The sequence below is a fragment of the Paeniglutamicibacter sp. GQ140 genome (genome assembly GCF_059759235.1).
In genome coordinates, this window is the sequence record NZ_JCAXDW010000002.1 from 180,699 (window position 1) to 206,108 (window position 25,410).

Sequence of the window (25,410 nt, forward strand, 5' to 3'; positions counted from 1 at the left end):
CACGGGCCAGCCGGCAACGCACGACTGCCCGGGACGATCTCGCGATCGTCCCGGGCAGTTCTGCGTTCGGGCCGGGCAACCGGCGTTCCCGGGCCCGGGGCGCGGTCCATGCGTCGGATCCGGACCCGGGGTCCGGGCCCCGGGTCTAGGCGTCGGGGATCAGCTCCCCGTGGCCGTCGGCCCGCAGTGCTTCACGCAGCTTCTGCGCGTTCGCGTCCATCGTTGCCGGGTCCGGGTTGCTCTCTGCCCGGGCCAGGTCGAAGTCGGCCAGCGAGTTGGTGGGCCACACGTGCACGTGCAGGTGCGGGACCTCGAACCCGGCAATCATGAGCCCTGCCCGCTCGGAGCCGAAGGCCCGCACCTGGGCGCGGCCGATGTTCCCGGCCACCTCGAGCAGGTGGTTCATCAGCCCGGCCGGGGCATCTACCCAGTGGTCGACTTCCTCGCGCGGCACCACCAGGGTGTGCCCGTGGGTGATCGGCCCGATGGTCAGGAACGCCACGGCGTGCTCGTCCTTCCAGACAAAGCGGCCGGGGATTTCCCCCTCGATGATCTTGGTAAACAGCGTGCTCATGCACCCTCCCTAGTCGTTCCCGCCCCATGTGGCGAGATCCAGTACAAACATGCGGTGTCCCAGGCCGGCGGCAATCCGCTCCCATGTCTCATTGAGCTCGTCGGCGCCCACCAGCTCGATGTCGGCGGCCGGCAGCTCCTCCGCGCCGGATGCGGGCAGCCGGCGGGTTTCCGCCTCCGAGCCTACCAATGGCGCGGTGCCCTCCCCCGCAGGGTGGGGGCCCAGCACGGCGTGCGCCCGGTTCCGGGGGCAGAACAGGGCCGCGGCCCGCGCGGGTTCAAGCTCGGGGGCGATGTGCAGCACGAAGTCCCGGTGCACGAGGATGCGCTTGGCGTAGCCGCCGCGGGTGTGCTCCCCGGTGCGCGGGTTACGCGCCCCATAGGTCGGCACCGCCCGGACGCAGTCCCTCCCGGCGCCCCCGCGGCATGCGGCGCAGGTGCCGCAGCCATCGACCACCGCGCCCACGCCCACCAGGGTTCCCGGTTCCAGTTCTCGGACCCCGGGCCCGGTTTCGGCGACGACGCCGACGATGCCGTGGCCCGGCACCAGGGGAAGGCCCGTGGACCCTTGCGCGCGGCCGGCGCGCACGTCGCAGGCGCACACGGAGCAGTACCTCACCTCGATGGCCACCTCACCCGGACCCGGGGCCCGGTGCGGGAGCCGCAACGGCACCAGCAGCCCGCCGGGTTCGGCGATGCCCAGTGCGGCCACCGTCGGCGCGGTGCCCGGCGCCGGGGACCTTGCTGCGCCGGCATGCTCGCGGATCCGCGCGGCGGCATCACGGGGCGGGGGCTTGGGACGTCCGATCATGATCCGAACCTACCGCGCCCGCCGGCACCGGGCCAGCGGCTCACGGGGTGGACCCTGTCGCTTCGGGGCGGGCGGGATCCGCGCTCCATTGGGACCAAGAGCCGGGAAATAGCGCAGCGTGCACACCGATGGTTTCCAGCGCGAGCACCTGGTGGGCCGCGGTGACCCCCGAGCCGCAGTACGCCGCCACCTCCGGCGCCCCGGGTCCGGTGCCTACACCCAACTGCACATAGGCGCGGGCCAGTTCGGCGGGATCCAGGAATCGTTTGTCAGCTTTGAGGTTCTCCGTCGTCGGGCGGTTGCGTGCCCCGGGGATGTGCCCGGCGCGCGGGTCAATCGGCTCGCTCTGCCCGCTGTAGCGCTCTGCGGCGCGGGAATCGAGCAGGATCCCATGGTCGGGGAACGAGGCGGCAGCCTCGATGTCGATGACCGGCATGTGGCCCCAGCCCGGGTTTGCGTCCCCGGGCTCCGGGATGCGATCTCCGGACTCCAGCCGGTGCCCTCCGGCGACCCAGGCATCCAGACCCCCGTCCAGCACCCTGACGTCGGTGAGCCCGGCGTGGCGCAGCAGCCACCAGCCGCGGGCCGCGGCCAGCGCCCCGGTGGCGTCGTAAAGCACCACGGTGGAGTGCGCGTTGATGCCCCAGCGACGCGCCGCTGCGGCAAAGTCCTGCGGTGCGGGCAGCGGGTGGCGGCCTTCGGCGGGGTCCGGCGGGCCGGAGAGCTCGGTCTCCAGGTCAACGAAGACGGCTCCGGGCAGATGCCCGGCCGCGTGTTGCTCCGCGCCCCGATCATCGCCCAAGGCCCAGCGCACGTCCAGCAGCACTGTGTCGCTGTCCGCTTCCAGCAACCGTGTCAGTTCCCCCGCGGAGATCAATGTCCGATGTCCACCCACGTGTGCACGCTCCTTGTATCTGTCGTCCTTGCCCGAAGGCGACGGCCTTGAGGCTCCCGGCTCCTCGGCACGGTTCCGGCACGCCGAACGACGCCGCAACCGGCCATCCCTTTGGCGCGCATGGTTGTTGTCCCACTACACGCCGAACCGGCCTGTGCCGAAGAGTTCGGCAATTTCAACAGTAGTGTGCCTTCCCTCCCGGTGAATGGATTCCAGGTGTGCATCCTGCGTTGGAGTCTTTGGCCTGCTTTCCGCGCAGCTTGCCAATTGCCGCGGCGACGCCCATCCCTTGCCTGGTACGCACCACGCTCAAATCCGACTCGCCAGTGCTGAGCCTGACCTCGCGGCGAGTCAACTTAATGTCTATGTCCGTGGCGCCGCGCAGCGACTGTGCCAATGGCAGCTGTTTTGGAAATTTCCGAAGTCCTCGGCGCATGTACTGCTGGCCAAGGACCCCCTTCCGGAACGCTTCGAAATTCCGAGCCGGACAAACCGATTGACGGACGAATCAACGGATTTGGCTACAAGGATGCGCGCTTCGTGGATTCCCCATTGGATCGAACCGTTAGAGTCTCGCCAAACTCGATGATCTGTGCTGTTCTTAAGGCCAGTCCGTCAATGAGCTTGTCCAGTTACTCAATGGAAAGAGCAAGATGATGAAACGTCTCCTCAGAAGATTGGCGCTTGTCGTAGCGGCAACCCTCACACTGGTCGTTGGTGGTGCGTTGCCGGCACCGGCGGTCACGGGCGGCCAGCCGGACGGCAACCTCCACCCCAACGTCGGTCTCATCGTTTTCTACGACCTGGCGGACGGCCTGCGGTATCGGTGCTCGGCGACGCTGATTTCACCGACCGTGCTGATCACAGCGGCGCACTGCACCGAGGGAACCGCCGGCGTGACGCTGGTGACCTTCGAATCAGTGATCGCGGAGGAACCCCCGAGTCCGTTACCCGTTGCAGCGGATCCGGGCATTGGCTACACCCCGGAAGAGCTCGAAGCGGCCGGTTATCTGTGGGGAACACCAATAGCGCATCCCGACTATTCGGATTTTACGGATTTGGCTAACTGGAACGACGTGGGAATCATCGTGCTCGATGATCCGGTCACCAACATCGCCCCGGCGATGCTCGCTCCGGTGGATTACCTGGACCAGTTTGGGCAGCCCGTCTTGAACCGGACGATCTTCGAGGTCGTCGGCTACGGCACCGAGGTGCGCAAGCCGGAGACCGGTCCGCAGAAGCCGCAGCCAATGTCCTACCCGTTGATCCGCCGCTACACCACATCTCCGGGACAGAAGCTCACGCCGCAGATCCTTCAACTCCAGGGCACCCCCAACGATAGCCGCGGCGGCGGCGGGACCTGCTTCGGAGACTCCGGTGGTCCGGTCTTTCTCAATGGCTATCTCGTGGCAGTGACCAGTTATACGTACACTTCGAACTGCCGTTACCTCGGTGGGTATCAGCGAGTGGACATCCCCGTGGTGCAGGACTGGCTGGCCCCTTACCTGTAACTGCCGCGGACTCCGCAACCGCTGAAACCTCACTTTGGTGTGCGGCGGCCGCGGTCTTGTCAAGCTAAGCCAGACACCCTCCTCTGGGTTCAGGGAGGGCGTCTGGCTTACCTTGAGTTGGACCGTTTCTTGTATTGGTCTGCGGCAAATGTGAGCGGGAATCCAAGGGCCCGTGCATCTGCTGTCGTGTGTGCGGGGACGCTAGCGGCGCCTCTGTATTGGTCGGCGCCCCACGCGGTCAAATTGAACTTGCCACGTCCCCGTGGTGGCGTTCCAGCCCCACACGTCGGGCACGGCCAGTGTCCCCTCTCCATGTATGACGGGCACCCTTAGCGATACGGCCACGGCCGTGTCCGCAATCCAACGGCCGTTAATTCACGGCCCGGGAAGGGCGGCCTGTTATCACTTAAGTCGATCGGCCTATGAGGCGCCTTTGAGACGGGCTGTGAACTATTGGTTTCGATGGGTGGCCCATGACGGAATCTCTTCCAGGGATCCCATGCTCATTTGTTTGGATTCGGTTCGTGCCTAGCGGCCGGCGTGAGGCGCCGGTGAAGAAGCGCCCGACGCCGCCCCCGCTCTTGGGAGTGGCGTCGGTATCCCGGACAGGGCCTACGCCCGGATTCCTTCTTCGGCGATCGCCGGTGTTGTTCCGCTCGACCAGTATCCCTCGGGCCGGAGCGGCGGGCATGGCGCCGCCCGTTCCCCGGCCGTTGCTTGGGTAGGGTGGAACGGTGGATACTTCGCCCCTGATTTCGCTGCCCCGTCCCTCCGGAACCCGTGCGTGGGTCGATGCGGCGGTCCGCACCATCGAGGCCGAGTCGATGCGCTCGGCCGACACGCACCTGCACCGGCTGGACCTGCCCCGCGAGTGGGGCATCGACCTGTACCTGAAGGACGAGTCGACGCACCGCACCGGCAGCCTCAAGCACCGGCTGGCCCGCTCGCTGTTCCTCTACGGACTGGTCAACGGGTGGATCACCGAGGGCACCACGATCGTGGAGGCATCCTCCGGGTCCACCGCGGTCTCCGAGGCGTACTACGCCAAGCTGCTGGGCCTGCCGTTCATCGCGGTGATGGCCGCGGGCACCTCCCCGGAGAAGATCGCGCTCATCGAGGCCACGGGCGGGACCTGCCACCTGGTGCAGGACCCCTCGGCCGTGTATGCGGAGTCCGAGCGGCTGGCCGCGGCCACCCAGGGGCACTACATGGACCAGTTCACCTACGCCGAGCGCGCCACGGACTGGCGCGGGAACAACAACATCGCCGAGTCGATCTTCGGCCAGCTGGCCATGGAGGAGCACCCGGTGCCGTCCTGGATCGTGGTGGGCGCGGGAACCGGCGGGACCTCGGCGACCATCGGGCGCTACGCCCGCTACCACCGCCATGCCACGCGCCTGGCGGTGGCGGACCCCGAGGGCTCGGCGTTCCTGCCGGCCTGGCAGGCGGCCACCGCCGGCGGCGACCCGCTCGCCGCCACGGGCACCCCCAGCCGCATCGAGGGCATCGGCCGGGCGCGGCCGGAACCCAGCTTCGTGCCCGGCGTCATCGATTTCCTCGCCACGGTGCCCGATGCCGCCTCGGTGGCCGCGATGCGCCACCTGCAGGACTTCGCGCACCTGTGCGCCGGGCCCTCGACCGGCACCAACCTCTGGCTGGCCTGGCAGGTCGTGGCGAACATGCTGGCCGCGGGCGAGAAGGGGTCGGTCGTCTCGCTGTTGTGCGACAACGGGGAACGCTACGCCACCTCCTACTACGACGACGGCTGGCTCGCGGCGGCCGGACTGGACCCGGCGCCCTACACCGGCCGGATCGAGCGGCTGCTGGCCACCGGCAGCTGGGACTAGCGGCCCGGGGCCGCGGCGCTCAGGATCCCAGGGACACGGCCTGGCCATTGGGGATGCGCCGGTAGCCCAGCCCGCGTTCGGCGGCAACCCGTCCCAGGTGCCCGTCCACCAGGGCCAGCCCGCGCTCGTTGAGCAGCCCGTCGTGGATGGGGAAGTTTTGCGCCGCGCCGATGATGGACATGAACTCGATGGTCTCCCCGATCTTCGCCCAGGGCGCGTGCGCGGGGACCAGCAGCGTTTCGACGGAGATGCCCTCGGGCACCTGGTAGCTGTCCCCGGGGTGGTAGAGCCTGCCGTCGATGAAGTACCCGAGGTTCTGCACCACGGGCAGTGCGTGGTGGATCACCGCGTGCATTCCCCCGTGGGTGGAGATCTCCATCCCCGCCGCCGTGAAGGTGGCGCCCGGACCGACCCCGTGGATGCGCCCCTCCGCATCCGGCACCCCGGCCGCCGCCGCGGCGGCGCGCACCGTGGCGGCCAGGGCGCCCGGGGCGTGCAGGGTGAGCGCCGGGTTCCCCGCCAGCGCGCGCAGCACCGGCCCGAGGTCAAGGTGGTCTGCGTGTTCGTGGGTGACCAGGATGGCCTCGATGCCCTCGAGCGCCTGGCCGAGGGTCGAGTTGTCGCCCGGGTCGATGGCCAGGGCCCGGTTCGACTCCTGCACCCTGATGCAGGCGTGGTTGAACTTGATGATCTCCATGGCCACCAGCCTAGGCACGCGGGCACCCGGTGCACCAGTGCCCGCGCTCCCGCTTCACGGAGCCGGGCGGGCGGGGCACCCGCTGGTAAACTCGAGGTGTCCACACCGGTTGCCCCGGCGCGGCGCCGGAATCGGTGGCCGCGGCACGCACCCACGGACAATGTGCGGATCTACAAGGAGTGCTTCAACAAATGACGAATCCCGCGGCCGAGCGGCGCAGTCCCGAACAGCGCGTGACCAAGCAGCGACTGGCAGTGAATGCGGCGCTGGAGAAGGTCGATGACTTCGTGACGGCGCAGGAACTCCACCGCTGGCTCGTGGACGGGGGCGACAAGGTCTCCCTGGCCACGGTGTACCGGCTGCTGCTGTCGATGGCCGAGGACGGCCTGGTCGATGTGCTGCGCAACAGCGAGGGCGAGGCGATGTACCGCCAGTGCGTCATCGAGCACCACCACCACCACCTGGTGTGCAGCAACTGCGGCAAGGCCGTGGAGGTCGAGGCCCCCGCGGTGGAGAAGTGGGCCGCCCGGGTGGCCGAGGAAAACGGATTCACCGAACCCACGCACACCGTGGAGATCTACGGGTTGTGCCCCGCCTGCTCCGCGGCCAAGGCGGCCGGCGCCGGGGCCTGAGCCCCGCCGGAGACCGGCCCCCAAACACCGCGAAGGCGTGTGCACTGCCCCCGAATTTCGGAGGTGCACACGCCTTCGGCGTTTTCCGCGGTGGGTCGGCGGCGCCTATGCGGCGACTGCCGCCATCTTCTCCGAGTGCCGCACGCGGTCCCGGCGCCAGGCGATGAGCCGGCACACCAGGTAGATGAGGAAGGAGATCGTGGTGACATAGGGGCTGATCGGCAGCGACCCGGCCAGGGCCAGCAGGATGCCGCCCACCACCGAGGTCATCGCGAAGGCCACCGAGAGGCTCACGGTCAGCACCGGGTTGGAGGTCACCCGGATGGCGGCCGCGGCCGGGGTGATCAGCAGGGCCAGGACCAGCAGCGCGCCGACCACCTGGATCGACAGGGCCACGGCCAGGCCCAGGACCACCATGAAGGCGACCGAGAGCCGGGCGGCGGGAATCCCGCGGGCAGCGGCAACGGCCGGGTCAACGGAAATGAATGTCAGCGGGCGCCACATGGCCACCAGCGCCACCATGACGATCACCGAGCACACGGCCAGCACGCCCAGCTGCACGGTGTCCACCGCGACGATCTGCCCGGTGAGCAGGCCGAACTTGTTCGCGCTGCGGCCCTGGTAGAGGGCCAGGAAGAGGATCCCCAGGCCCAGCCCGAAGGGCATCAGCACCCCGATGATCGAGTTCCTGTCCTTGGCCGCGGCGCCCATGATCCCCAGCAGCAGCGAGGCCAGCACCGACCCGACCAGCGAGCCGACCACGACGTTGGTGCCGATCAGCAGGGCAAACGCGGCGCCGGCGAAGGAGAGCTCGGCGATGCCGTGCACCGCGAAAGCCATGTCGCGCAGCATCACGAAGATGCCGATCATCCCGCCCACCAGGCCCAGCAGGGCGCCGGCGATCAGCGAGTTGGAGACCAGCGGAAGGATCTCGGCGTAGTCTTCGAAGCTGAAGACGGTGCTCCAGATCTCGGATAGGTCCATGGTTCCTAGGCTCCTTGAAGCGGGTGCGCGCGTTGCTGCGGGTTGGCGTGGGTCACGGTCTCGGGCATGCCCACCACCACGATCCGGCCGTTGGACTCGAAGACCTCGATGGGTGCGCCGTAGAGCTCGGAGAGCACCTCGGAGCGCATGACTTCCCCGGGGGTCCCGATGTGGAAGCGCCCGCCGGCCAGGTAGAGCACGCGGTCGACGTATTGCAGGATCGGGTTGATCTCGTGGGTCACGAAGACCACCGCGGCGCCGTGGTCGCAGGCCTGCCGGTGGATCAGCCCGGAGATGGCCTGCTGGTGGTGCAGGTCAAGGGAGAGCAGCGGCTCGTCGCAGAGCAGCAGGCGCGGGTCGTCGGCCAGCGCCTGGGCCGCGCGCAGGCGCTGCTGCTCCCCGCCGGAGAGCACCCCGACGGGCCGCTCGGCGTAGGAGGTGGCGCCGACAAGTTCCAGCAGCTCGTCCACGCGCCGGCGCATGGCCTTGCGCTTGAGGCGAATGCCCCACTTGTGCCCGTCGATGCCCAGGGCGACCAGGTCGCGGGCGCGCAACGGGGTGTTGTCGTCGAAGGAACGCTGCTGCGGGATCGTGCCGACCTGCCGCGAGCCGCGGGTCGCCGGCCTCCCGGCGATCTTCACGGTTCCGCCGGAGAGTTCCTGCAGGCCCATCAGGGTGCGCAGCATGGTGGTCTTGCCCGAGCCGTTGGGCCCGAGCACGGCCAGGAACTCGCCCGGGGCGATGTCCAGGTCCAGGCCGTCCCAGAGCAGGCGGTCGCCAAAGCGCAGCGAGGCGTTGCGCATGCTGACCACGGGTTCGGCGGCCGGGGCCGCGGGGCTGGTGTCAGTGGCCAAGGGCCACCTCGAGTTGTCGCACGTGGGAGTCCATCCAGGAGATGTGGTCCTGCCCGGCGGGCAGGGTTTCGGTCGGACCGGGCACCGCGGTGCCCGCTGTCGCGGCCGCGGGGCCCCGGGCCAGGGAGCGGACCCGCTTTCCTCGCGGGCCGGGGGTCTGCACGTTCAACGCCGCACCGCCACGGGCCCGGACCGCGTCCGCGCCGGCGGCCGGCGCCTGCCGCCGTCCCGCGGCTTCCGGCTCCGTGCCGGAGCGGGCGGAGAGCAGCGAGATCGGGGCGGCGGCGCCGGGGGCGCGAAGTGGGTTGTTCATGCGGAGTGTGCGGGGCCTTTCGGGGACATGCAGGACACCAGCCTATCTCCATTGCGAGTCATTCGCATTATTGGGCGCTGCGGTTCTCCCTGCGGATGCCGCGCTTCTGGTTCTGGTCGTCGATTTCCCCGACCAGCTGTTCCAGCACGTCCTCGAGGAACAGGATCCCCAGCGTGGCGCCGGATTCGTCGACGACCCGGGCCAGGTGCTTGCCGTCGGCCCGCATCTGCTCCATCGCGTCCTCGATCTCCGCATCGCGGGCCACCACGCCCATGGGACGCAGCTCGATGCCCGAGACCGGCCGGTGGTACTGGCTGTCGGGCAGCGCCATGACGTCCTTCATGTGCCAGTAGCCCTCGAATTCGCCGGCCTCGGCGATGACGATGCGGGAGAAGCCGGTCCGCCCCACGGTGCGCTCGAACTCCTGCACCGTGGTGCCGCGCTGCAGGGTCACCACGCGGTCGCGCGCGACCATGGTCCCCGCGGCGGTGAGGTCCGAGAACTCCAGCGCCCGGCGCAACCGCAGCGCGTCGTCGGCCTCCAACGTGCCGTAGCGCGCGGAGCTGGCGATGATCGACTGCACCTCGGCGGCGGTGAACGCGGAGTTCACCTCGTTCTTCGGCTCGATCTTCATCAGGTGCAGGAACTGGTTCGCAATCCAGTTCAGCGTGACCACGACCGGGTGCACGATCACCGAGAGCCACAGCAGCGGCCCGGCGAGCAGCAGCACCGCCTTGTCGGCCATCGACACGGAGATGTTCTTCGGGACCATCTCGCCGAAAGTCACGTGCAGGAAGGTGACGAAGAGCAGGGCCAGCAGGAAGGCGATGGACCCGGACAGCGGCTCCGAGACGCCCAGCAGTTCCAGCGGCACCACCAGGAGGTGGTGGATGGCGGGTTCGGCGACGTTCAGGATCAGCAGCGAACACACCGTGATGCCCAGCTGGCAGACAGCCAGCATGATGGACACCGATTCCATGGCCTTCAGGGCGCGGATCGCGCTCTTGGACCCCGCGTCGGCCAGCGGCTCGATCTGGGAGCGGCGCGCTGACATGACGGCGAATTCCGCCGCCACGAAGAACGCGTTGCCCAGCAGCAGGACGATCAGCCAGAGCAGGCCGGCGATATCGCTCATGCCCCACGCCCCGTTGCCTCGTCCGGGCTCGCGGCGGAGGAGGCACTGGATGCGCTCGATTCCCGCGGCACGAAATGCAGCTCCGCGACGCGGCGCTTGTCCAGCGCCGTGACGGTGAACATCCCGCCGTCCGTGTCGACCACGTCCCCCAGGAACGGGATCCGGCCCAGTTCGGCCATCACGAACCCGCCCAGGGTCTCGTAGGCGGCGTCGTCGGGGATCTCCACCTCGCCGATGAGCTCGTTGAGCTGGTCGGGGCGGTACATGCCCGGGATCAGCCAGGAGCCGTCGGGCAGCTGGCGGACCTCGGGCAGGGCCGAGTCGTGCTCGTCGGCGACTTCGCCGACGATTTCCTCAATCAGGTCTTCCAAGGTGACCATTCCGGCGGTTCCGCCATATTCGTCAAGCACGATGGCCATCTGCAGGTTTGCGCTGCGCAGCTGCACCAACAGCGTGTCCAGGTGCACGGTTTCGGGGACAAAGATCACCGGGGTCTTGTTCTCGCCGACCTCCTTGCCGGCGCGCTTGTCGCGCGGGATGGCGATGACGGTCTTGACGTGGCAGACGCCCTTGATCTCGTCGGTCGACCCGTCGGTGACCGGGAAGCGCGAGTAGCCGGTCTGCTTGGCCAGCTCGATGACCTCCTGGACGTGGGCGTCGTGCTCGATGGTCCGCATCCTGGTGCGCGGGGTCATCACGTCGGCCGCCGAGCGCTCGGAGAAGCGCACGGTGCGGTCAACGAAGAGTGCCGCGTCCTTGTCCAGCGTGCCCATTTCCGCGCTGCGGCGGACCAGGGAGACCAGCTCGGCCGGGGATCGCGCCCCGGAGATCTCCTCCTTGACCTCGAGGCCGAACAGGTGCAGCACCTTGTTGGAGAAGCCGTTGAGCAGCACGATGGCCGGCTTGAAGATGGCGGTGAAGACCAGCTGCGGGCGGGCCACGGCGCGCCCGATCTCGAAGGCCTTGGCGATGGCCAGGTTCTTCGGGACCAGCTCGCCGATGACCATCGAGAGCAGCGTGGCCAGCAGCATGGCCACCACGAGGCTGACCGGGACCGCGGAGTCGCCCAGGCCGAGTGCGGCCAGCGGTTCCTGGAGCAGCTTGCCCACCGAGGGCTCGATGACGTAGCCGGTGAGCAGCGTCGTCAGCGTGATGCCCAATTGGCAGGAGGAAAGCTGGGTGGAGAGCGACTTCAGGCACTGCAGCAGGGCAATGGCCTTGGTGTCGCCCGCATCGACGGCTTCCTGGACGTTGGCCTGGTCCAGGGCTACCAGGGAAAACTCGACGGCGACGAAGAAGCCGGTGCCGAGGATCAGCAGCAGGCCCAGGGCCAGCAGCAACCATTCCATCTAGTGTTTCACCGCCCCGCGGGCGGATCGGATTCGGGAGGCGGCGGTGCCGGGGCCCGGAAATCTACGGTGTGTGTACCCGCAACTGGAAGGCTCCGATAGCGAAGCGGAATTGGTCGGGCAATGACATGTGTGGCCGGCACCGCGTGATTTCACGACTGGCCGGCACAGAGAGTGGCTGTCCATAACATTTTCAGTGTATCTGAACTACGACTTGCGCACATGCGATCTTCAATCCCACGCGCACGAGGTGCCGCCGCGCCCCGGGGACCGCCGGAGGGACGGAAAACCGGCCGGGGGCGTCATCGCGGCGCTCCGGCGGCCGATCGTGACGACGCGCATGTGATACCCGGCTCATTGGTTCCCATCCGGGGTCCAATAGTCACTAGACTACTAAGCAGGTCTAGAACTATGCCCCTTGGTGGTCATCCCCCTCGGCGGCGCTTGGACAAACGGAAATACAGGGAGAAGAGGCGTAATACCGTGCCAGATCAATCGCACCACCGACTCACCGAAGAGTTCGGCGGGAACGAATGGCTAGTCGATGAGCTGTACCAACAGTTCCTCAAGGACAAGAACTCGGTAGACAAGAAGTGGTGGGACATCTTCGCGTCCCTCAGTTCGGAACAGGCTGCCGCGCCGCCGGCCGCAGAGGCACCGGTCGCGGCCACCCCGGCCCCGGCACCTGCAGCCCCCGCCGCCGCACCGCGCGCCGCCACCCAGGCCCGCGTCGTGGACGTCTCCGGCAGCACGCCCAGCTCCTCCGCTGAATCCTCCGCCGCGGGCAACGCCGCCGCCGCGGCCCCGCGCGTCCCGGCCGACCCGGCCCCGGCCACCAAGTCGCAGCCGATCCCCGCACAGGTTCCCAAGGCCGCCGCTCCCGGCGCCATGGGCGAGGAAAAGCGCACCCCGCTGCGCGGCCCGGCCAAGGCCATCGCCACCAACATGGAGCAGAGCCTGACGGTCCCCACCGCCACCACGGTGCGCGCCGTGCCGGCCAAGGCCCTGATTGACAACCGCGTGGTCATCAACAACCACCTCAAGCGCGCCCGCGGCGGCAAGATCTCCTTCACGCACATCATCGGCTTCGCCGTGATCCGCGCCCTGAAACTCTTCCCCTCGCAGAACGTCACCTACGCCGAGGTCGACGGCAAGCCGATGGCCATCCAGCCGGCACACGTGAACTTCGGCATCGCCATCGACATGCCCAAGCCCGACGGCTCGCGCATGCTCGCCGTGCCGAACATCAAGGCCGCGGAGACCCTGAGCTTCAACGAGTTCTGGGACACCTACGAGGACCTGATCAAGCGCGCCCGCGCCAACAAGCTCACCGCCGACGACTACGCCGGCACCACCGTGTCGCTGACCAACCCCGGCGGCATCGGCACCGTTCACTCGGTTCCGCGCCTCTCCAAGGGCCAGGCCACCATCGTGGGCGTCGGCGCCCTCGAATACCCCGCCGAGTTCCGCGGCGCGAGCGAAAAGACCGTGGCGCTGCAGGGCGTGGGCAAGACCATCACGCTGACCTCCACCTATGACCACCGCGTCATCCAGGGTGCGGGCTCCGGCGAGTTCCTCAAGATCGTCGAGTCCCTGCTGCTGGGCGAGCAGGGCTTCTACGACGAGATCTTCGAGGCGCTGCGCATCCCGTACGAGCCGGTCCGCTGGGCAGTGGACAACCAGGTCGACATCGACCTGCAGATCAACAAGATCGCCCGCATCCAGCAGCTGGTGCACTCCTACCGCGTGCGCGGCCACCTGATGGCCGACACCAACCCGCTGGAATACGTCCAGCGCCGCCACCCGGACCTCGACATCCAGACCTACGGCCTGACGCTGTGGGACCTGGACCGCGAATGGGTCACCGGCGGATTCGGCGGCAAGGACCGCCTGATGCTGCGCGACATCCTCGGCGTGCTGCGCGATGCGTACTGCCGCACCATCGGCATCGAGTACATGCACATCCAGGATCCGGTGGAACGCAAGTGGTTCCAGGACGAGCTGGAGCACCCGTACACCAAGCCGACCCGCGAAGAGCAGCTGCGCATCCTGTCCAAGCTGAACTCCGCGGAGGCCTTCGAGACCTTCCTGCAGACCAAGTTCGTCGGCCAGAAGCGCTTCTCCCTGGAGGGCGGCGAATCCCTGATTCCGCTGCTCGACGGCATCATCTCCGACGCCGCCGACGCCGGCATGGAGGAGGTCGCCATCGGCATGGCCCACCGCGGCCGCCTGAACGTGCTGACCAACATCGCCGGCAAGACCTACTCCCAGGTCTTCCGCGAATTCGAGGGCACCGCGACCCCCGGCTCCGTGCAGGGCTCGGGCGACGTGAAGTACCACCTGGGCACCGAGGGTTCCTACACCTCGGACTCGGGCAACGAGACCAAGGTCTACCTGGCCGCCAACCCCTCGCACCTGGAGGCCGTGAACCCGGTCCTCGAGGGCATCGTGCGCGCCAAGCAGGACCGCTCCGGATCCAAGGACTTCAACGTCCTGCCGATCCTGGTGCACGGCGACGCAGCATTCGCCGGGCAGGGCGTGGTCGGCGAGACCCTCACGCTCTCCCAGCTCGAGGGCTACAAGACCGGCGGCACGATCCACGTGATCGTGAACAACCAGGTCGGCTTCACCACCGCCCCGACCGACTCGCGCTCCTCGGTGTACGCCACCGACGTCGCCAAGCAGGTCCAGGCGCCGGTGTTCCACGTCAACGGCGACGAGCCGGAGTCCGTGGTCCACGTGGCCCAGCTGGCCTTCGCCTACCGCCAGCGCTTCAACAAGGACGTCGTCATCGACATGGTGTGCTACCGCCGCCGTGGCCACAACGAGGGCGACGACCCGTCGATGACGCAGCCGATGATGTACAACCTCATCGAGGCCAAGCGCTCGACCCGCAAGCTGTACACCGAGGCCCTTGTCGGCCGCGGCGACATCACGCAGGACGAGGCCGACCAGGCGCTGCGCGACTACCAGGAACGCCTGGAGCGCGTCTTCGCCGAGACCCACGCGGCGCAGACCAGCCCGATCCCGGTGATCACCCCGGGCACCGCGGCCATCCACGACCTGGAGCTGCCCGCGGCCCAGCGCGAGGACGAGGCCTCCGCCGCCGCACCCAAGGACACGGCCATCACGGCCGAGACCCTGGCGCACATCGGCGCCGCCCACCTGGCCATCCCGGAGGACTTCACCGTCCACCCGAAGCTCAAGGTGCTCCTGGAGCGCCGCGAGAAGATGAGCCGCGAGGGCGGGATCGACTGGGGCATGGCGGAAATCGCCGCCTTCGGCACGCTGTCCATGGAAGGCGTGCCGGTTCGCCTGGCCGGCCAGGACTCGCGCCGCGGCACCTTCGTGCAGCGCCACGCGGTCTTCCACGACCGCCTCAACGGCGGCACCTGGTACCCGCTGCTGAACCTCTCCGAGGACCAGGCCAAGCTGTGGATCTACGACTCGCTGCTGAGCGAATACGCGGCACTGGGCTTCGAATACGGCTACTCGGTGGAACGCCCGGACGCCCTGGTGCTCTGGGAGGCCCAGTTCGGCGACTTCGTCAACGGCGCCCAGACGGTCATCGACGAGTTCATCTCCTCCGCCGAGCAGAAGTGGGGCCAGCGCTCCTCGCTGGTCATGATGCTTCCGCACGGCTACGAGGGACAGGGCCCGGACCACTCCTCGGCCCGCATCGAGCGATTCCTGCAGATGTGCGCGGAAAACAACATGGTCGTGGCCCAGCCCTCCACCGGCGCCAACCACTTCCACCTGTTGCGCCGCCAGGCCTACGCCCGTCCGCGCAAGCCGTTGGTGATCTTCACCCCGAAGCAGCTGCTGCGCCTGAAGGCCGCCGCGTCTTCGGTGGAGGACTTCACCACCGGCACCTTCCAGGAAGTCATTCCGGACACCGCGAACCTGAACCCGGCCGACGTGGATCGCGTGCTGCTGGTCTCGGGCCGCCTGTACTACGACCTGGCAGCCGCGCGCACCAAGGCGAACGACACCAAGACCGCGATCGTGCGCGTCGAGCAGCTCTACCCGCTGCCCGCCGAGGCGATTGCCGCCGAGGTGGCCAAGTACCCGAACGCCGAGGTCGTCTGGGCGCAGGACGAGCCCGCCAACCAGGGTCCGTGGCCGTTCGTCGGCCTGAACCTGCCCGCCGAGCTGGGCAAGGCCGTGCGCCTGGTCTCCCGCAAGGCATCGGCAGCAACCTCCACCGGCACGCACAAGCGCCACGAGGTCGAGCAGGCCCGCCTGCTCACCGCCGCCTTCGGCCGCTAAGGCACCGCGACACGCGGTCCGCCCACGTCGGTGTGCGGACCGCGTGAACAGCCCTCGGGGCGGGACACCCACGGTGTCCCGCCCCGAGGTCGCTTAACCGACTGCTAGTGTTGGTTGGTACGCGCCCTGAGAAAGGTCATTCGTGGATTACCGCACTATTCGACTTACCGCCATCGGCGACGAACTCCTGGCCGGACACGGCGACCCGCGGGCCCTGGGTTGGTACGGCCGCGTGCTGGCACGCACCTCGAACACCGATGTCCGCATCGAGAGCTACACGCTTGCCGCCCCCGGCGAGGGGTCCGAGGCCCTGAGCACGCGCTGGTTCGACGAGGCCCAGCGACGTTTCGGCGAGAACGTCGACAACCGCCTGGTCATCGCGCTGTCGGACCGGGACCTTGACCTGGGGCTGTCAACGGCCCGTTCCCGGCTGAACCTGGCCAACATCCTGGACTCGGCCTCGCAAATGAGCATCAAGGCCCTCGTCGTGGGTCCGGCCCCGGGGCTGGATCCCGAACGCAATGCCCGCCTGGCCGAGCTTTCCCACGTGTACGCGGACGTTGCAACGCGCCGCAAGCACCACTTCGTGGACACCTTCACGCCGCTGCAGAACCACGCCCAGTGGCGCAACGACCTTTCGGTCAACGGCGGGCTGCCGGGACAGGCCGGCTACGGCCTGATGGCCTGGCTGGTGCTGCACCGCGGCTGGTTCACCTGGCTGGGGTTGCCGGAGCCCGGCACCAGCTGACATTTTTGCCACGGGGAGCCCCGTGCATTGGGTCCGGTCCCGCCGGTATGGCAGACTGGACGGAGTCCAACCTGGGACCAAGATCACAAAGGAGTCCTCACATGAGCAAACGTTCCCGTAAGCGTAAGGATCGCAAGCGCGGCGGCGCCAACCACGGCAAGCGCCCCAACACCTAAACCACTGGCCCGCCGGCCCCGGTGCTACACCGGGACCGGCGGGCCCGGGCTTAACCGCAAAAGGGCCGGACCCCGAAACCGTCGTCAGACGGCGAACCGGGGTCCGGCCCTTTTTCGCGTGTGCTGGCCGCGCTCGGCGGGCCTAGGCGTGGCCCGATTCCACGCGGATCTCGGAAATGCGCGTGATGATCTTGGACTTCAACGTGTCGGGCGCAATCTCCTGGCAGCTGCGGCGCACGACGGAGCGGATGATGCACTCCAGGTCGTACTCCTCGGCGCACTCGGCACAATGCTCCAGGTGTGCCTTGACCTCATTGAGATCCTTCAGCGACAGCGCACCGTCAAGGTACTCGTAGAGGCGGACGATGCGATTGTCGTCGCAGTCGCCCAGCGAATGGCAGTCACCCATTATTTCTTCTCCGCTCCGGGCGTGGGTGCCCCTTGGGTCTTTTGTGCTGGACCGATCCCGCGCTCGTGCGCGTAGTCGGCCAGCAATTCTCGCAATTGTTTACGTCCCCGGTGCAACCGCGACATCACCGTGCCGATCGGTACACCGAGAATCTCCGCGGCGTCCTTGTAGGGGAAACCCTCGACGTCCACGAAGTACACCGCCAACCTGAACTCCTCGGCAATCGACTGCAACGCGTTCTTCACGTCCGAGTCCGGCAGGTGGTCGAGGGCCTCGACCTCCGCCGAGCGCAGCCCCTGGGGGGTGTGTTCGGCAGACTTGGCCATTTGCCAGTCCTCGACGGTGTCAGTCCCGGTGCGCAGCGGTTCGCGTTGCCGCTTGCGGTAGAGGTTGATGTAGGTGTTGGTCAGGATCCGGTACAGCCAGGCCTTCAGGTTGGTCCCGGGCTTGTACTGGTGGAAGGCCGAATACGCCTTGGTGTAGGCCTCCTGGACCAGGTCCTCGGCGTCGGCGGGATTGCGCGCCATGCGCATCGCCGCGGAGTAGAGCTGGTCGACATATTGCAGCGCGTCGCGTTCGAAGCGCTCGCGCCGTTGTGCTTCGGTCTCATTGGCTACCGGTACAGTGTCGGTGCCCTGTATATGTTCGGTCATCACGGCCAAGTCTACGCGTAGCCGTGCCGCGCTCGGGGCCGGGGATTCCGCCAACAGTACTCCCATAAGTCCTCCGCCTGTCGCCATGGTTGGTTCGCCTGCCTATGGCACCGTCCTCCGTGTTTCACCGTCGGAGTGCGCGGGCCATATAGGGGGTAACACGCAAGCACGCGACTCTATTCCACCGGTGTCGCCCGGCTGCGGCTAGAATTGGGCCACAGGGGGCAGCGTTTTCCAGAGCACGGCCCAACACCGCGCACCGCTTGCACAGACCCGCCCCCGTTCCATCGGTGTTTCCCGCACACGGCAGGAAGCCACCACCGGCGGCAACGGCGCCGCCAGCGACCCAGACCCCATTCCCTACTCCCCCAAATCACCGCCGCGCCACGACCCGCGGCATCCCTTGAGACCCGGAGGCAGCCGTTGAGCACCCAAGAAACCCTGGACACCACGTGGGACGCCCCGCACCCCGCGCACCCCGTTGACGGCACCGTCGTCGTCCCGGCGTCCAAGTCGTTGACCAACAGGTACTTGCTGCTCGCTGCCCTGGCCGACGGGCCCTCGCGCATTTCCAACGCGCTGGCTTCCCGGGACTCGGACCTGATGATCGGAGCCCTGCGTGCCCTGGGCACCGGCATCGAAACCATCGACGCCCCCGACGGCACCCTAGAGCTTCGCATCACCCCGATGGATCTCGGGGCCGAGATGGGCCAGGTGGACATCGACTGCGGCCTGGCCGGGACCGTCATGCGCTTCGTCCCCCCGTTGGCGGCTCTGGCCCGCGGCTCCTTCACCTTCGACGGCGACCCGCATGCGCGCCTGCGCCCCATGGCCCCGGTGCTCACCGCGCTTTCCGACCTCGGGGTCCCGGTCACCGAGCACGGGGCGCCGGGACTGCTGCCGGCAACCGTGAACGGCACCGGAACCCTGCCCGGCGGGCGCATCGTGCTCGACGCCTCGGGCTCCTCCCAGTTCATCAGCGCCCTGATGCTCGTCGCCGCGCGAACCGTGCACGGCATGGAGATCGTCGCGGCCCCCGGCCGCATCGCCAGCCCGGACCACATCGAGATGACGGTGCAGACCCTGCGCGAGCTCGGCGTCGTCATCACCCGCCCCGACGAGCGCAGCTGGAAGGTCGAACCCGGGAAGATCAGCGCCTTCGAGCGCACCATGGAACCTGACCTGTCCAACGCCGGTCCGTTCCTCGGCGCCGCCATGGTCACCGGCGGCACCGTGCGGATCCCGCATTGGCCCGGCGCGACAACCCAGGTCGGCGACCAGTGGCGCAGCATCCTCAGCCGCATGGGGGCGCGCGTCGAACACCTGGACGACGGCACCCTGCAGCTGACCGGACCGCAGGAGATCACCGGCATCGACTACGCCGATGCCTCCGAACTGGCCCCGACGCTGGCGGCCATCTGCGCGCTGGCGACCGGCCCATCCCGGCTGACCGGCATCGCGCACCTGCGCGGCCACGAGACCGACAGGCTCGCGGCGCTCGTGACCGAACTCAACAACCTCGGCGGCAGGGTCACCGAGCTGGAGGACGGGCTGTTGATCGAACCGGCCCCGCTGCACGGCGGAAGCTTCGAAACCTATGCCGACCACCGCATGGCCACCGCCGGGGCCATCATCGGCCTGGCGGTGCCCGGGGTGAAGGTCGTCGACATCGCCACCACGGCAAAGACCATGCCGGATTTCCCCACACTTTGGACCACGCTGGCCGCCAGCGGGAAGGCCACGCGCTAAGCACATGACACGCAACACACGGGATTGGGACGAATCGGATGTCCGCATCCGGCCCAACAAAAAAGGATCACGCCCCCGCACCAAGGACCGCCCGGCCTACGAGGACGCGCTCATCGGACGGATCATCACGGTGGACCGCGGCCGCTACCGGGCCATCCTTGACGAGGACACCCCCGAGGAGCGGATCGTGATTGCCGCCCGCGCCCGCGAGCTGCGCCGCAATCCGGTGGTGCCCGGCGACTTTGTGGCCCTGGTGGGCGATACCTCCGGGGAGCCCGACACGCTGGCGCGGCTGGTGCGCATCGAAGACCGCAGCACCCTGCTGCGCCGCAGCGCCGACGACACCGACCCGGTGGAGCGCGTGGTCGTGGCGAACGTCGACCAGCTGGTCATCGTGGTGGCCGCCGCCAACCCGGAGCCGCGCACCGGGTTCATCGACAGGGCCATCGTCGCCGCCTTCGACGCGGGGATCCACCCGCTGCTGTGCATCACCAAGGCCGATGTGCGGGACCCGGAGCCGTTCCTGGAGAACTACCGGCACCTGGACATCGACATCGTGGTCTCGCGCACCACCGACGAGTCCGCGACCGGCATCGACGCCCGAAGCGCCGACGGGCTTTCGGCCCGGCTGGCCGGCACCCCGGTGGAGGAATTGCGCGAGCACCTCGCCTCCAAGGTCTCGGTCGTCATCGGGCACTCGGGCGTGGGCAAGTCCACGCTGGTCAACGCCCTCACCGGCGCGCAGCGGGCCACCGGCAACGTCAACGCCGTCACCGGCCGCGGCCGGCACACCTCCTCCTCCGCTCTGGCGTTGCGCATCGACGACGCGCCCGCCGGCAGCTGGATCATCGACACCCCCGGCATCCGCTCCTTCGGCCTGGCCCTGGTCGACCCGGAAAACATCCTCAACGCCTTCGACGACCTGGTCCCGATCGCCAACAAGTGCGCCCGCGGCTGCACCCACAAGGCCACCGAACCCCAGTGCGCTCTCGATGCCTGGGTCGCCTCCGGGGAGGCGGGCCCGGTGGGCATCGCCCGGCTCGATTCCTTCCGCCGGTTGCTGGGACAGGACGAAACCGCCGAGGCCAAGGAGCTGGGTACCGCCTAGCCCGGTGCCCGGGTGTGCGCAAGCGTACACCCGGGCGCTGTCCGGCACGCTCCGGCGCCGCCGTCCCGACATCTTGCAGGGCTGCCGCCGCCTTGTGGGATAGGTTTAAGGTTATGAAAACCGATGTCATGACCTACAACGATGACCTGCGCCTGGCCCACGTCATTGCCGACTCGGTCGACGCCCTGACCCTCTCGCGCTTCAACGCCGTGGACCTGGTGGTGGAGACCAAGCCGGATTTGACCCCGGTCTCGGATGCAGACAAGGCGGCGGAGGAAGCCATCCGGTCGCACATCTCCCGGGCCCGTCCGCGCGACGCCATCACCGGCGAGGAATTCGGCACCACCGGCAAGTCCAACCGGCACTGGGTCATCGACCCGATCGACGGGACCAAGAACTTCATTCGCGGCGTCCCGGTGTGGGCCACGCTGATCGCGCTGATCGACGACGGGGAGCCCGTCGTCGGGCTGGTCTCAGCCCCTGCGCTGAACCGCCGCTGGTGGGCCGCCAAGGACATGGGCGCCTACACCGGACGGTCGATGGCCAGCGCCCACAGGCTGCAGGTCTCCTCCGTGGCCAAGCTGGAGGATGCCTCGCTGTCGTACTCCTCGCTCTCGGGCTGGAAGGAACGCGACCAGCTGGGGAACATGCTCAACCTCACCGACGCCATGTGGCGCACCCGCGCCTACGGGGACTTCTGGTCCTACTGCATGGTGGCCGAGGGCGCCGTCGACCTGGCGGCCGAACCGGAACTGAACCTCTATGACATGGCTGCCCTGGTGCCCATCGTGCGCGAGGCCGGCGGGCGTTTCACTTCCGTTGAGGGAGTCGAGGGCTGCAACGGCGGAAACGCCGTTGCCAGCAACGGCCTGGTCCACGACGCGGCACTGGAAATCCTTAACCTGGGCCGCTGATGGCCCGCGCAGCGTTGACCCCCAGCGAGGAAAACTACCTCAAGGCGCTCTACGCGCTGACCGAGTGGGAAGACGACCCTGTCACCACCGGCAACATCGCCGCACAGCTGGGCGTTGCCCCGGCCTCGGCCACCGCCATGGTGTCCAAGCTGGCCGGCAAGGACCTGCTGGTCCACCCGCGCTACGGGGCCATCACCTTCACCCCGGCCGGGCGGCTGGCGGCGCTGAACGTGGTGCGCCGCCACCGCCTGATCGAAACGTTCCTGCTCAAAGAGCTCGGCTACGGCTGGGACGAGGTGCACGAGGAGGCAGAACTCCTGGAGCACACCGTCTCGGCCCGCTTCATCGAGGCCCTGGCCGCGCGCTTGGGGCACCCCGCCACGGATCCGCACGGCGACCCGATCCCGGGCCCGGACGGCACACTGGCCATGCCCCCGGCGATCCGCCTCGACCGCTTCATGGCAGCAGGCTCCCCCAACCGGGCAATCGTGTCCCGGATCAGCGACGAAGACCCGGCACTGCTTCGCCGGTGCACGGACCTGGGCATCTCCCCCGGCAGCACCATCCCCCTGCCCCATCCGGAGTTGGGCATCATCGACGCCACGATGCTCTGGGTGCTTCCCGCGCCCCGGGTCGCATAGCCCCGAAAACGGCAAGCTGACTTGGGCGCACCCAACGGGCCACCTGGAATGGGCAACACCGCATCCCGCGGCGCGCCGCCGCGTGTCACCGGCCGAAACCTGGCGGCCGTGGCTGCGGGCGGTTTCTGCGGCGCCGCGCTGCGCGTGGGACTCGGTCTCTGGTTCCCCGACGCCCCGGGGTTCCCCGCCACTACCTTGGCCATCAACGTCACCGGCACTGCAGCCTTGGCGGCCTTGACCAGCTACTGGCAGATCACCCACCGCGGCCCAAGCTGGCTGCGCGCGGGAATCGGCACCGGGTTCCTCGGTGCCTTCACCACCTTTTCGGCGCTGATCCTCTTTGCACTGGGTACGACCCCGGCCGAGGCCCTGTTGAATCTGCTGCTTTCGCTACTGATTTGCGCGGTGGCCGCCTGGGCTTCGATGTCTTGGGTGGAGCGTGCCCTGGCCGGCAGCAAGGATCCGAAATCCTCCGGCCAGGACCTTCCCCGCGGCGGGGATCCTGACGCAGGAGAGACCTCATGAGCCAGCTGGGGCTCGGCGGGTTCATGGTCATTGCGCTGGCAGGGTCCCTGGGCGCCCTGGGACGCTATCTGCTAGACATCCGCATCTCCGCGGGGCAACATCGTCGTGCGCAATCGGGCGCCCGGGTCTTCCCGTTGGGCATCCTGGCCGCGAACACCGCGGCGTGTTTCCTGGTTGGCGCCGCGGCGGCCTGGGCCGGGGGCCACGGAATCGGCTGGGCAGCCGATTCCCTCGCCGGGATCCCGGGCCTGCTGGTGATCGCCTTGATTTTGGGCATCGGCGGCGGACTGAGCACGATGAGCACCTTCGTGGTGGCTGTGGTGTCGTTGTGGCGCTCGGGAGCCCGTGCCATGGCCGGCAACTACCTCGCCGTGACGCTCGGCGCAGGGCTGGCCGCAGGCTTCCTCGGTGGACTCGTGGCTGTGCTGCTGCCCTGAGCACCCGGGGAGAGATCCCGGGCGTTCCTGTCCGGGAAGCCTCCTATCAGCGGGCTGAGCGACGTCCGGTGGCCTTCTTGCGGCTTTCCACGTTCTGGCCCCGGACCGCGACGGTCAGCGCCAGGCTGATTGCCGTCAAAACTCCCATGCACACTGCCAGCACCGGTTGCCCCGCGATGGCGAGCAGACCGGAACCGGCGGCAAATAGCAGGTGGGCCACGACCGCATGATACGGCTGGGACAAGCGCAGGTTTGCCTTTGGCGACATGAACAGTGCCCAGAAGATGAATACGGGCAGCACGGCGATGATGACTGACACGACGGGGCTGAAGGGCAGCATTGTCATGGCCCAAATACCCAGCGCGCCCAACAGCGCAACTTCCAGGACGAACGAAACGATCGTCAACGCCACGAAGATGCCACCTGTTGCTCCGGCATTTTTCTGGGCGGAAAGGGAATGCGGGTCCCCAGACGCTTCGACGGGTACGGTCGACGCGGCAGGTTCCACCGGGGCCTTGAACTCGGCCTCCGATTTCGGGCGATCACCGTTGGAGGCCGGCTCGGCGTTGACCCGTCCCCCGGTGCCCGCAGCTGGATTCACCGCGGGATCCCCGGCATTTGGCTCGTTCGCCTTGGGTTCGCCCGGTGCGGCGGGTTCCTTGGATTCCTGCGTCACAGCCGCTGTTTCAGGTTTCCTGACGTCGGCAGGCGATTCAGTGAGGGGAACGGCTTCGGGTTTTTCGGGCGTCGAGGAAGTGCCAGCTGCATGGGCAGGCGATGTTTCCTCGGCCGCTTGCTTCGCCGTGTCGCTGTTCACTTCGCGGATCGATGCTTCTGGCTTGGCTATCGGTTCGTCAACCGCCTTCGCCGGAGCACCTGCCGTCTTCCGACTTGTGGCAGTGATTGCGGGCGCCTGGCCATTCGCAGGAGCGCCGACCTCTGTCTTTCCATCGTCCTGCAAGCCCCGTGCGGGCCCGGCAACCGGAATTGCACCGGAGGCCGCGGCAGGGCCGGTCCCGGTGTTGACGGACGCATCAGCCTTATCGGACTTGTGTGGGGTGGAAGCGGTGGATTGCTGGACGGCTGCCGGAGTCTTGCCGGTGACGTTCTTCCCAGCGCTTGTGGCGGCATCTGGTTTTTTCGCTGTCTCGGGCTTTGTCGATGCCGGTCGGCCGTCGGGTTTCTGCGTGGAGGCACCCGAGCGATTTGTCGCTGTGGGAATCGGTTGCCGGACGGTCGGGGTATCGGGCTTGGCGCCTGGCGCCGCATTGGTCGGGGAACTGGTCTTAGCCTGGCCCGGAGCGGGCGCAGGAACCACCGGCTTGGCAGGAGAACCCGTCTTGACCACGCCCGGAGCGGGCGCAGGAACCACCGGCTTGGCGGGGGGACTGGCCTTGGCAGGACCAGGAGTGGGCGCAATAGCGACCGGCTGGCCAGGTGAATTCGTCTTGACTGGACCCGGCACCGGCGCAGAAACCACCGGCTTGGCAGGCGAACCCGCCTTGGCGGAACCCGGAATAGGTCCAGCAGCGGCCGGCTTAGCAGGCAAACCCGTCTTGACCACGCCCGGAGCGGGCGCAGGAACCAGCGGCTTGGCGGAAGAACCGGCCTTGACGGGACCCGGAGTGGGCGCAGTAGCGACCGGCTGGGCAGGCGAATTCGCCTTGCCTGGGCCCGGCACCGGCGCAGAAACCACGGGCTTGGCGGGCGAACTCGCCTTGACCACGCCCGGGACTGGCGCAGGAACCACCGGCTCGGCAGGCGAACCCGCCTTGGCGGACGCACCAGCTGTGGGCTTGGTTTTGTTGGAGGTGAGGACAGTGGGCTTCGGCGGGATTGCCACGTCTGGTTCGGCCGTACCAGCTACTCCGGGTGCCTGCGTGGAACCCTTGTTGCCTGAGGGCTTTCCAATCGACTCTTCTTGCGTGCCCGCCGGAGTGACTTGGTTTGTTCTGGGAGGACCGGGCTTAGCGGAAGCGTTCGGAGGTGTTCCAGGGGTCTTGGCAGTCGCATCACCGGTGACGTCGGCTGGGACGGTGTTCTTCGCTGGCACACCGTTTTTCGACGTTGGCTGCTCCGGCATGTTGGCCTTACCTCACATGAACTCGACAAAGCTCGACTTACGGCGAGCTGACCACTTACCAAGCAAGTCTATGACCTCAGCCCTACGAGAAGGTAAA

Annotated in this window: 24 protein-coding genes; 12 read left to right on the plus strand and 12 right to left on the minus strand. The window is 68.1% G+C overall.

The annotated features are described in order from the left end of the window. Positions 1-145: 145 nt before the first annotated feature. Genes AC6CHY_RS03555 through AC6CHY_RS03565 form a run of 3 tightly spaced genes read right to left on the minus strand, consistent with a single transcriptional unit; the run spans position 146 to position 2,279 of the window. Positions 146-574 (minus strand): HIT family protein, encoded by a 429-nt coding sequence (locus AC6CHY_RS03555; protein ID WP_498225504.1) that lies wholly within the window; start codon positions 572-574, stop codon positions 146-148. Positions 575-583: 9 nt separating this feature from the next. Further along, positions 584-1,384 carry an alcohol dehydrogenase catalytic domain-containing protein gene (locus AC6CHY_RS03560; RefSeq protein WP_498225506.1) on the minus strand — a complete coding sequence of 267 codons (801 nt, stop codon included), beginning with the start codon at positions 1,382-1,384 and terminating at the stop codon, positions 584-586. 40 nt (positions 1,385-1,424) lie between these two features. Beyond that, complete coding sequence (locus AC6CHY_RS03565) at positions 1,425-2,279, minus strand: sulfurtransferase (protein ID WP_498225508.1); 855 nt, start codon at positions 2,277-2,279, stop codon at positions 1,425-1,427. Positions 2,280-2,935: 656 nt separating this feature from the next. Between AC6CHY_RS03565 and AC6CHY_RS03570 the strand changes: the two genes are divergently transcribed. Both AC6CHY_RS03570 and AC6CHY_RS03575 read left to right on the plus strand, forming a co-directional pair. Continuing rightward, positions 2,936-3,790, plus strand: coding sequence for a S1 family peptidase (locus AC6CHY_RS03570; protein WP_498225510.1), 855 nt, complete (start codon positions 2,936-2,938; stop codon positions 3,788-3,790). 824 nt (positions 3,791-4,614) lie between these two features. After that, a complete protein-coding gene (locus AC6CHY_RS03575; RefSeq protein ID WP_217389265.1) occupies positions 4,615-5,637 on the plus strand; it encodes a PLP-dependent cysteine synthase family protein in 1,023 nt (340 codons plus the stop codon). 19 nt (positions 5,638-5,656) lie between these two features. On the opposite strand, the gene AC6CHY_RS03580 is transcribed toward AC6CHY_RS03575, so the two are convergent. Then, positions 5,657-6,334, minus strand: coding sequence for an MBL fold metallo-hydrolase (locus AC6CHY_RS03580; protein WP_498225512.1), 678 nt, complete (start codon positions 6,332-6,334; stop codon positions 5,657-5,659). 191 nt (positions 6,335-6,525) lie between these two features. Between AC6CHY_RS03580 and AC6CHY_RS03585 the strand changes: the two genes are divergently transcribed. Next, entirely contained in the window at positions 6,526-6,966 is a 441-nt protein-coding gene (locus tag AC6CHY_RS03585; protein ID WP_217389112.1) for a Fur family transcriptional regulator, read from the plus strand. Positions 6,967-7,071: 105 nt separating this feature from the next. Here the strand turns inward: AC6CHY_RS03585 and AC6CHY_RS03590 are convergent, their stop codons facing one another. The 5 genes from AC6CHY_RS03590 to AC6CHY_RS03610 form a co-directional block, all read right to left on the minus strand. Continuing rightward, complete coding sequence (locus tag AC6CHY_RS03590) at positions 7,072-7,950, minus strand: metal ABC transporter permease (protein WP_217389111.1); 879 nt, start codon at positions 7,948-7,950, stop codon at positions 7,072-7,074. A 5-nt stretch (positions 7,951-7,955) separates the two neighbouring features. Further along, a complete protein-coding gene (locus tag AC6CHY_RS03595; RefSeq protein ID WP_217389264.1) occupies positions 7,956-8,753 on the minus strand; it encodes a metal ABC transporter ATP-binding protein in 798 nt (265 codons plus the stop codon). 40 nt (positions 8,754-8,793) lie between these two features. Next, a complete protein-coding gene (locus AC6CHY_RS03600) occupies positions 8,794-9,117 on the minus strand; it encodes a TroA family protein (RefSeq protein WP_217389110.1) in 324 nt (107 codons plus the stop codon). Between the two features lie 67 nt (positions 9,118-9,184). Further along, complete coding sequence (locus tag AC6CHY_RS03605) at positions 9,185-10,252, minus strand: hemolysin family protein (protein ID WP_217389109.1); 1,068 nt, start codon at positions 10,250-10,252, stop codon at positions 9,185-9,187. After that, the gene (locus AC6CHY_RS03610; RefSeq protein ID WP_498225515.1) at positions 10,249-11,601 is read right to left on the minus strand and encodes a hemolysin family protein; all 1,353 of its coding nucleotides are present in this window, start codon (positions 11,599-11,601) and stop codon (positions 10,249-10,251) included. The genes AC6CHY_RS03605 and AC6CHY_RS03610 overlap by 4 nt, the downstream gene beginning before the upstream one ends. A 483-nt stretch (positions 11,602-12,084) precedes the next feature. Between AC6CHY_RS03610 and AC6CHY_RS03615 the strand changes: the two genes are divergently transcribed. The 3 genes from AC6CHY_RS03615 (at position 12,085) to AC6CHY_RS03625 (ending at position 16,794) form a co-directional block, all read left to right on the plus strand. After that, positions 12,085-15,870 carry a multifunctional oxoglutarate decarboxylase/oxoglutarate dehydrogenase thiamine pyrophosphate-binding subunit/dihydrolipoyllysine-residue succinyltransferase subunit gene (locus tag AC6CHY_RS03615; RefSeq protein ID WP_498225517.1) on the plus strand — a complete coding sequence of 1,262 codons (3,786 nt, stop codon included), beginning with the start codon at positions 12,085-12,087 and terminating at the stop codon, positions 15,868-15,870. 142 nt (positions 15,871-16,012) lie between these two features. Beyond that, the gene (locus AC6CHY_RS03620) at positions 16,013-16,618 is read left to right on the plus strand and encodes a GDSL-type esterase/lipase family protein (RefSeq protein WP_217389106.1); all 606 of its coding nucleotides are present in this window, start codon (positions 16,013-16,015) and stop codon (positions 16,616-16,618) included. Positions 16,619-16,719: 101 nt separating this feature from the next. Continuing rightward, positions 16,720-16,794, plus strand: coding sequence for a 50S ribosomal protein bL37 (locus AC6CHY_RS03625; RefSeq protein WP_372342882.1), 75 nt, complete (start codon positions 16,720-16,722; stop codon positions 16,792-16,794). A gap of 142 nt (positions 16,795-16,936) precedes the next feature. On the opposite strand, the gene rsrA is transcribed toward AC6CHY_RS03625, so the two are convergent. After that, complete coding sequence (gene rsrA / locus AC6CHY_RS03630; RefSeq protein ID WP_217389105.1) at positions 16,937-17,203, minus strand: mycothiol system anti-sigma-R factor; 267 nt, start codon at positions 17,201-17,203, stop codon at positions 16,937-16,939. Continuing rightward, positions 17,203-17,856: a sigma-70 family RNA polymerase sigma factor gene (locus tag AC6CHY_RS03635; RefSeq protein WP_217389104.1), complete on the minus strand. Its 654-nt coding sequence runs from the start codon at positions 17,854-17,856 to the stop codon at positions 17,203-17,205. The genes rsrA and AC6CHY_RS03635 overlap by 1 nt, the downstream gene beginning before the upstream one ends. Before the next feature lie 423 nt (positions 17,857-18,279). Between AC6CHY_RS03635 and aroA the strand changes: the two genes are divergently transcribed. The 6 genes from aroA (at position 18,280) to AC6CHY_RS03665 (ending at position 23,230) form a co-directional block, all read left to right on the plus strand. Then, a complete protein-coding gene (gene aroA / locus AC6CHY_RS03640) occupies positions 18,280-19,605 on the plus strand; it encodes a 3-phosphoshikimate 1-carboxyvinyltransferase (RefSeq protein WP_498225519.1) in 1,326 nt (441 codons plus the stop codon). Between the two features lie 4 nt (positions 19,606-19,609). Beyond that, positions 19,610-20,713 (plus strand): ribosome small subunit-dependent GTPase A, encoded by a 1,104-nt coding sequence (gene rsgA, locus AC6CHY_RS03645; protein ID WP_498225521.1) that lies wholly within the window; start codon positions 19,610-19,612, stop codon positions 20,711-20,713. 113 nt (positions 20,714-20,826) lie between these two features. Next, positions 20,827-21,627: a histidinol-phosphatase gene (hisN, locus tag AC6CHY_RS03650; protein ID WP_217389101.1), complete on the plus strand. Its 801-nt coding sequence runs from the start codon at positions 20,827-20,829 to the stop codon at positions 21,625-21,627. After that, positions 21,627-22,268: a metal-dependent transcriptional regulator gene (locus AC6CHY_RS03655; RefSeq protein WP_217389100.1), complete on the plus strand. Its 642-nt coding sequence runs from the start codon at positions 21,627-21,629 to the stop codon at positions 22,266-22,268. The genes hisN and AC6CHY_RS03655 overlap by 1 nt, the downstream gene beginning before the upstream one ends. Before the next feature lie 48 nt (positions 22,269-22,316). Beyond that, complete coding sequence (locus AC6CHY_RS03660) at positions 22,317-22,793, plus strand: fluoride efflux transporter FluC (protein ID WP_498225524.1); 477 nt, start codon at positions 22,317-22,319, stop codon at positions 22,791-22,793. Next, complete coding sequence (locus AC6CHY_RS03665) at positions 22,790-23,230, plus strand: fluoride efflux transporter FluC (RefSeq protein WP_217389098.1); 441 nt, start codon at positions 22,790-22,792, stop codon at positions 23,228-23,230. Before AC6CHY_RS03660 ends, AC6CHY_RS03665 begins: the two co-directional genes overlap by 4 nt. Before the next feature lie 46 nt (positions 23,231-23,276). On the opposite strand, the gene AC6CHY_RS03670 is transcribed toward AC6CHY_RS03665, so the two are convergent. Continuing rightward, positions 23,277-25,313, minus strand: coding sequence for a YrdB family protein (locus AC6CHY_RS03670; RefSeq protein WP_498225526.1), 2,037 nt, complete (start codon positions 25,311-25,313; stop codon positions 23,277-23,279). Between the last annotated feature and the right edge of the window lie 97 nt (positions 25,314-25,410).